The organism is Sphingobacterium sp. SGL-16 (assembly GCF_011043515.1).
Classification (GTDB): domain Bacteria; phylum Bacteroidota; class Bacteroidia; order Sphingobacteriales; family Sphingobacteriaceae; genus Sphingobacterium; species Sphingobacterium litopenaei.
The window spans coordinates 47,930-56,085 of record NZ_JAAKGQ010000023.1 but is presented as its reverse complement, the minus strand read 5'-3'; the positions used below and the strand labels follow the sequence as shown (position 1 = coordinate 56,085).

The 8,156-nt window shown below is 35.3% G+C and carries 5 protein-coding genes; 1 reads left to right on the top strand and 4 read right to left on the bottom strand.

Annotated elements, in window-relative coordinates; genetic code table 11:
* On the bottom strand, positions 1-1,439 hold a 1,439-nt coding region (locus G5B32_RS09460), incomplete at its 3' end, for a SusC/RagA family TonB-linked outer membrane protein (protein ID WP_165291302.1).
* 215 nt (positions 1,440-1,654) lie between these two features.
* On the opposite strand from G5B32_RS09460, the gene G5B32_RS09455 reads away from it, so the two are divergent.
* A complete protein-coding gene (locus G5B32_RS09455; protein WP_165291301.1) occupies positions 1,655-2,698 on the top strand; it encodes a LacI family DNA-binding transcriptional regulator in 1,044 nt (347 codons plus the stop codon).
* A gap of 36 nt (positions 2,699-2,734) precedes the next feature.
* Here G5B32_RS09455 and G5B32_RS09450 read toward each other — a convergent pair whose 3' ends face one another.
* The 3 genes from G5B32_RS09450 to G5B32_RS09440 are packed head-to-tail and all read right to left on the bottom strand — an operon-like array spanning position 2,735 to position 8,155.
* The gene (locus tag G5B32_RS09450) at positions 2,735-4,060 is read right to left on the bottom strand and encodes a sugar MFS transporter (protein ID WP_165291300.1); all 1,326 of its coding nucleotides are present in this window, start codon (positions 4,058-4,060) and stop codon (positions 2,735-2,737) included.
* A 5-nt stretch (positions 4,061-4,065) separates the two neighbouring features.
* Positions 4,066-6,612 (bottom strand): family 20 glycosylhydrolase, encoded by a 2,547-nt coding sequence (locus tag G5B32_RS09445; protein WP_165291299.1) that lies wholly within the window; start codon positions 6,610-6,612, stop codon positions 4,066-4,068.
* A 7-nt stretch (positions 6,613-6,619) separates the two neighbouring features.
* The gene (locus tag G5B32_RS09440) at positions 6,620-8,155 is read right to left on the bottom strand and encodes a family 20 glycosylhydrolase (protein ID WP_165291298.1); all 1,536 of its coding nucleotides are present in this window, start codon (positions 8,153-8,155) and stop codon (positions 6,620-6,622) included.
* Between the last annotated feature and the right edge of the window lies 1 nt (position 8,156).

Here is an 8,156-nt window from a genome sequence, read left to right as displayed (position 1 = left end):
TTAAAATTAGTACGGAATTTAAGATCTTTAACAATATCTACCTCTGCATACTGACTTCCTATCAACCTGTTACTTTTCCCAAGATTTGTCGCATACAAGGCCATACCTACAGGATTTCTTTGACCAATCATATATCCATTTATAGACCCATCTGGTAAATACATAGACATATTAGGCGGTCTAACCAGCATACTTCTAATGATACTTAAGTTGCCAGTACCTGCCGCATTAATTCTATTATTGACCCCATTGGTATAGGAAGCACTTTGACCCACACGGATTCTATCTGAGAGTTTGAAATCAGTATTAATTCTAGATGTAAATCTTTTAAAATTAGAGTTTATAACTATCCCATCTTGATCAAGATAAGAAGAACTCCAAGCGAATCTATTCGATTCATTTCCTCCACGAACAGAAAAATCAACCTTATTTTCTCGAGCTGTTCTCATTAACTCATCTTGCCAGTTCACATCACCATTGTTCATTGGACTTAGTGAATCAATCAGCGTGTAATATGGTTCTTCAGGCACAGCAAGAGCACCATAAGATTCAAGCACAGCTTCTCTATATTGACGAGCATTCAAGACACTTAAAAAGCGTGTTATAGAACTTACACCTGTAGTTGCATTTACCTGAATTTCCGGTTTACCCTCTGCACCTCTTTTTGTGGTAATTAAAACAACACCATTAGCTGCTCTTGAACCATATATTGCTGTAGATGCTGCATCTTTTAAAATTTCAATTGAAGCAATATCATTTGGGTTTATATCAGCAAGAGGATTAAGTCCAAAATTCTGCGTTCCATTTAAAGAACTAACAGAACCTGATTCAATTGGAATACCATCGACCACAAACAAAGGATTGTTACCAGAATTCAAGGATGAATTACCTCTCACACGGATAGTCATCTCACCCCCAGGAGCACCAGAGTTAGAAGTTACCTGAACCCCGGCAGCACGCCCCTGTAAAATAGAAATTGGATCTTGCAAAGAGGTTTTTTCAATCTCCTGAGATCCAACAGACACTATCGAGCCGGTTACATTTCGTCTTTTTTGAGTTCCATAACCGACCACTACGGTTTCCTCTATGGTATTTAGCTCAGAGGAAAGACGAATGATATATTCGTTTTGGTTGGAGACTTTAAAAGAATACTCCGAATAACCTACGGATGATACATTAATCGTATTTCCTACTACAACATCATTTAAAACAAATTGTCCATTCTGATCGGTAGAACTTGCTTTTGCTGTCTCAGCAACTTTTACACTTACCCCAGCAATAGGTAAAGAGGTTGACGCGTCTAATACTTTACCTTTAATACTTTTCTGTTGCGCGAACGCTCCAGAATTCAGGCAAACAAAAGAAAAAATAATTAACGATATTATTTTCGCTAGACAAGAATTAAAAATTCTAGGTAGGTAGTTAGTAGTTAAAACCATAATTCTGATTTTAAGTTTATAATAAATTAGTTTACAACACTAAGATAAATATTATTTTTTATTGTGCAAACATTTGCACAATAAAAAAATACTTATATAGTTATATAATTAACAATACCATATAAAACCAATGCAATTGTTTGCACAATTATTATTCATACAATATTTTTGATTCCCTATATTTTTAATTTATCTTAGCTTAGATAAACTTTTATATGAAAAAATCAGACTCCAGACGTTTAACAATTAAAGATTTAGCCAAAGAGCTAAACCTTTCATCTTCGACTATCTCGAGAGTTCTCTCTAACAACCCTCGCATTAGTGAGGCAACCAAGAAATTAGTCAATGACAAAGTCAAAGAGTTAGGTTTTTCATTAGATCCCATTGCTTCCAGCTTTAGAAGCAAGAAGACTAAATCCATCGGTGTTGTAGCTCCAAGAATTGATGTAGATTTTCACTCGAAAGTAATTAGTGGAATAGAAGATTATGCCTCTGAATTAGGCTATCAAATCACTATTTTTCAGTCCAAAGATTCTTATATAAAAGAAAAAGAAATCCTAAAACTTCTAGAGACGTCACTCGCAGCTGGAATTATTATTTGTCCTTCCCTTGAAACACAAAAAGTGGATCACCTTAAGAAAGTAATAAAATCCAACATCCCTCTCGTCCTATACGATAGACCTATTGAGAATCTAGATACAAATATTGTATGTATCAATGATTATCAAGCATCATACGATGCAACTAAGCACCTAATAAATACAGGATGCAAAAGAATTGCTCATATATCTGGAAATCTAAATGTAAATATCTTCAATAAAAGATTTGAAGGATATAAAGCGGCATTGGTAGATAATGATTTGGAATTTGAAGAAGCATTATTATACCAAACGCATAATTTATCCTATCAAGAAGGATTAGTTGCTGCTGAGAAGCTTTCAAAATTGAAAAATCCTATTGACGGAATAGTATGCGCCAATGATTATACCGCATCAGCAGCGGTCCAGTTATTTAAAAAATTGAATATTTCAATCCCTGAAAATATTTCTATTATAGGATTTAGTAATTATCCGATTTCAACCATTATTGAGCCTAATATATCCACCATTGATGACAATGCATACTATATGGGAAATATTGCAGCTAAAATCTTAATTCAACAAATCGAAGATAAGTTTCAGAAAAAAATAGACCACCAAGAAATACTTGTCAAAACAGATCTTATCATAAGAGATAGTACAAAAAAAGTAAAAAAATAAATGCTCCTTTTCTTTAAGGTGCATTTATAATAGACTTTATTTTTTCCAGCTCTTAATATTATATCCGTAAAAAGCGTAAAAGATAAGATAAATATAGCAAGGAACAAGTACCCAATAGGCAAACCGCAATCCTTCTGTATCGGCAAAATAACCATATATCATAGGCATTATGGCATTGCCACATAATGCCATGACCAACAAAGATGCGCCTACTTTTAGAAATTTACCTAAATTATTTAATGCTAATGGCCATACGCCGGCCCATATCATGGAATTGGCGAACCCCAGAGCGACTAAAAACCACACGGAAACATCCGTATGATGACCTAAAAGACTAACATGACCTGATACATATATTACGCCCAACGACAATATAAATCCTAAACAAGTACAAATTCGTAAAGCTAATAATTGGCTTAAGACTTTTGGGATAAATGTTATTCCCAGCAAATACCCTAGTATGGTTGCTGTTAGCGTATAGGAGGGAAATGATTTGGCTTCTAAAAAGTTCAAACCATGATATTGGGCATAATTAATAACACTGTCCACGGCAATAACCTGAGAACCAACATGAAAAAATATAGCGACACTTCCTAAAACCAAATAGGGAAAGGATAACACAGACTTTTTTGAACTATTACTACTACTGTTCTCGTCGGTTTCTTTCTCGCTATCTATTTCTGGTAATGGTGAATATTTTACAAGCAATCCTAGCGCTACAAGAATAAAGCCTATAACCATATAAGGCACAACAACCCTACCTACCAATTCATCCAAAGCAGCCTCTTTTTGTGCTATAGGAAGCAAGGATAAATTTTCAAAAAAGCTTTTGTCTTCAGGTTTTAGTATGATGGCTGCAAATAATAATGGCGCAATAATTCCAGCAACCTTATTACTAATTCCCATTATACTAAAACGCTGAGCAGCACGCTCCTTGTCGCCCAGAATCGTGACATAGGGATTGGCGGCAGTTTGCAAAATGGACAATCCCACGCCCAGTGTAAATAATCCCGTGAGAAACACCTCATAGATACGGTAGGCCCCAGCGGGAATAAAAAGAAATGCACCAATAGCCATCATAAAAAAGCCCAGCATCATCCCCCCCTTAAAACCGAAATATTTTAAGATATATCCCGAAGGTACCGCCATGACCAAATAGGCAATGTAAAAAGCAAAAGCTACTAAATAAGAAGCGAAATGGCTTAAATCAAATGCTATTTTGAAATAGGGAATTAAAATAGCATTTACCCAGGTAACAAAGCCAAAAACAAAGAAAAGCACAGCGATTATTATCACTGATATCACCTTTTGCTGAGAGGTTAACTGATCTACACTTATAGGATTATGGATACTTTTCTTCATAACTTTTAATTAGGATGCGTGTAATAGGCAGGCAAACTTCCTTCACCATTATCGTTTAACACTCTAAAGACCATATTTTTGTTTGGTCTAATAGGTCCTGTGTACTTTTTACTATTTAAAGTCGGCATACTACCATCTTCAGTAAAATAAATTTTGAATCCTGGCAAATCTGTATTGGCATGCAACATCTCATCCACCAATGCCACACCTGGGGTTGGAATTCGACATTTATACCCCTGCTTATAATATTGAAGCCTTTTAAGCTCCTGATTACCCACAATGCCAAAAAACTCATTTAAATCTTTATGGTAAGCTTTTTCATAAGAATCCCTGTCCAAATTTTCCCACTCCCGAGCAGGTGCCCAAGCTTTTTCCACAAAAGAAAGCAATCGCGGGAATATCATTTTTTCCATCTGCTCTTCACTTTTTATAGTTTCCGACCAGAGCAAAGCCTGAATCCCTACAATATTTTTTTCCCCTTCTGGAGTAAGTTTTTCATGATTCTCTAATGTGTTATTAGGAAGTTTGCGCCCTAGCCAGTCCATTTGCTGGTTTTTCAAATAATTGTAAGGAATAAAACTAAAAGGTTTTTCCATGTCAATAAATCCTCCCCAATAAAATCCCTGTTCCTTGAAATTTTTTTGATAGGACATGTCCATATAGAAATTGCTCACAAAAGATAATTTGACCTTATAGCCTAAATTCGCCAACTTGTAGGCTAAATCTTCATTCCCCGTTAGATTATTCCAAACATTTAAATGAATATTTTTATTCGTTAATCCTTTATCAGCAAACCATTTTTTCCTACCTGTTTCTGTCACGCCTCTTTTCATGCCGACCTCTTCCCAGCCCGACAAATACAAACCTCGGGCATCTAATATTTCATATAATTTATTAAAATGACGAAACCATAAATCTTCAACACTTTTGATATTCGGGTCTTCATTTTTTAATTTTTTAAAGGCAGGAGAACCTTCCCAAACACCATTAGGAACTTCATCTCCTCCGAAATGAATGGTGTGTAAGGGCACATTTACCGATTTATAAATTCCAATGATATCATCGGTAATCTGTTCCAAAAAATTATATACTGAACTTAAAGAGACATCCATGACATTATCATTCCATTTCTGTACACTGGAATATTTAGAGGTATCTCCTACTGAATAAAGCAAGTATTTTTCAGCTTCACTACGATCTTTATCTTTCAATCTCTCATATCTATATTGCATAGCTTTCACCGCAGCTCGTGCATGACCCGGAGTTTCTATCTCTGGTATGACCTGAACATGTCTTGCATTAGCATACAATAAGATATCTTTAAAATCTTGTATAGAATAATATCCCGTACCTCTATTTTTAGCCAAAGGTCCTGACCCATAAGAGGGAGGAAGTGACGAAGAAGAAATAAATGCATGCGAACGCACCGAAGAAACGGAAGTAAGTTCTGGAAAAGATGGCAATTCTAACCTCCAGCCTTCATCATCATTAAGGTGAAAATGCAGGGTATTTATTTTATAAAAGGAAAGAATATCTATTAGTTTAAGAATCTGCTTCTTGGACTGAAAATTTCTAGCGACATCAATCATAAAACCTCTGCTCGAAAATCTCGGTTCATCGTACACTTCAACGCAAGGAATATATATTACGTCTTTTTTGCTCGACTTATAATCTTCGGCTTTTATTAAGGATTTAATAGACTGAATAGCATAAAAAGCTCCTTTTCCGCTTCTTGAAGTCACGACAATTGAATCTTTAGTCACCAAAAGTTTATAAGCTTCCTCTTTTAAGGTTTTATCTAGTTTAAATTTGATTACATCTTTTGACCTCGGCTTTTTGTGGATAGAAAAATTAATATGGAAAAGTTCTCCCATTTCATTGATGAAATAATCTATTTCATTTGTAAATAATCCTCCCCCTTGTATCAGCGTAGTACCAGATAAGTCAAAATAACCATCTACTGACACGAACTTGGATGGAGTGGGAAATATTTTTCCAGGCTGTACACTATGAGAATCCACATATCTTTTATTCTTCTCAAAGATCAAATCAGGGGTCATTTCTACGTCGTTCGCTACCCTATAAAATCTCTTTTTATCTACAGGCTCCAGCCTTTCCACCTCTCCTAACGGGGTAATTTTTCCATTATCCCAGGCTATATAAAATCCCTGAGGGGAATCATTAAAATTCACAATCCATGATTTAGAAACTATTTGCAGGTCTAATTCTTCGCCTGGAGCTAATGGCTTAAAAGAATCATTGGGCGTCAGTACAAACAAGTCTCCGTTGATGTGTTGTATATCAAAAACAGGATTAGAGTTCTTGGGCTCAAAAATTCGAATAAAATTGAAATATAACTTCCATCCGCTCTTATCAAGAACCGTTTTGCCCTCATTCTTAAATACAATTCGGGATAAAGCCTCTTCCTTTCCATTGTAATTATTTTCCAAAGGTTGCCAAGAAACTTTAATGCTAACATCCGAAGCACTTTGTGAAAACCCTGAGGAGGTCAGAACTAAAACGAAAACAATAATATATGCTAATATCTTCATAAATAATCTACTTTGAATTTTTACTTAACCTATCATACATCAGTTTAATCTTACTGTTGCGCAATTCGTTTTCCTGTCTTATTTCAGCAGGGAAAAGATAGTTTTTGTGCAATCTGTTAAACTCTTTATTTTTATTTGAATTTTCCAACTGTTTTAACTGCTTTAGTATATGCGGAATTTCATCTGAATTGAAGTCTTTTGAATTAAGCCGCTCCTCTATAGTCATATATACTAGATAGTCATATCTGATCTCGGACATTAAAACATAATGCGCATATTCGTCCTTATTGTTTTTTGGCTTCAAACTCTTCAAGTTATTTACCACCCACAAAGCGCTATCTGCCATTATTTTAATCGCTGGTCCACCAGCACTGACTACACCTTGATTTATTTCATAAGGATTTGCTTTAAGAGCATTCCAGAAAAGTTGAGATTCAGAATCATTAAAACCATAACGCTGATAAGCATATTGCTGGACAAACTTTTCTATTTCTAAAGCTTCAGGTGTCTTTAGTGCTTCAAAATAGGCTTCCATAAGCATATTAAAGCCATTCAAAGGATATACTCGACGTATTGGATATAACTCAACCAAATCCTTTGGACTCTCCCAGACACTCGAATAAAGACCAGATGTAGACCATGAAGTCATTATGATTCCTTTATAATTGAACTCCTTAGCTAGAGGTATGAAATCTCTAATATTTTTAAAGTGTTTTTCCCATTGGGTGACAAAATAATTATCTGGATGACTACGAATAGATGGTGCACCCCAAATTTCAAAACCAGAATTCAACAGATTGCTATGTTTTCCAAACATATTAATGTCCCACCCATAATTCCAATCAATGAATACAGTTTGCTTTGGCAAGCCTTCCAAGGCATCTGGATATTTCATGGCAATATCAGCCCAAATCACAGGTCGTTTACCTAGAGAAACTACCAATTCACATAATAATTTTATATAATCACCATACAAGCGTCCTTTTCCAACTTCAGCTACTTTCTTTTGAGATTCTTTAGAGTGCCCCAACAGGTATGTCTCATCACCTCCAATATGAATGTATTCAGATTTGTGGGTCGATATTAAATCCGAATATAAATCCCTAAAAAGCTCTTTTGCCAACTCCTCCTTTAAAGGATTAATCTGAGAAAAATCTTTTTGATCTTCTCTGAGCTCTTTGTACTTATAATGTCTTAGAATGTATTCTACGTGACCAAAACTTTGCTGCAGCGGTATTACATCAATGCCCAAATTCTCACAATACGCGATAAAATCTACAACCTGCTCACGTGTATAAGCATATTGATTGGGAATCAATGGATGTTTTTCAAAAGGATACGTTGCTTCCCATTCCATTACTAAGGTATTGATCCCTCCTTGATGGAGTTGTGTGGCCAACTTTTTTAAAGCATCAATCTGCATGGCTTGAACTCTCAGGTCCAAATGAAAGCCTTGAATGGGAAATTTTTTCTCTTGACCTACCGAAGGCTTACAAGAGAGTACATAAAAAAGAAGAATTATATAAGGAAATAGTTTTTTCATA

Coding starts and splice junctions, on each gene's coding strand:
- G5B32_RS09445 (WP_165291299.1), bottom strand. CDS start 6,612: ATGAAGATATTAGCATATATTATTGTTTTCGTTTTAGTTCTGACCTCC.
- G5B32_RS09440 (WP_165291298.1), bottom strand. CDS start 8,155: ATGAAAAAACTATTTCCTTATATAATTCTTCTTTTTTATGTACTCTCT.
- G5B32_RS09455 (WP_165291301.1), top strand. CDS start 1,655: ATGAAAAAATCAGACTCCAGACGTTTAACAATTAAAGATTTAGCCAAA.
- G5B32_RS09450 (WP_165291300.1), bottom strand. CDS start 4,060: ATGAAGAAAAGTATCCATAATCCTATAAGTGTAGATCAGTTAACCTCT.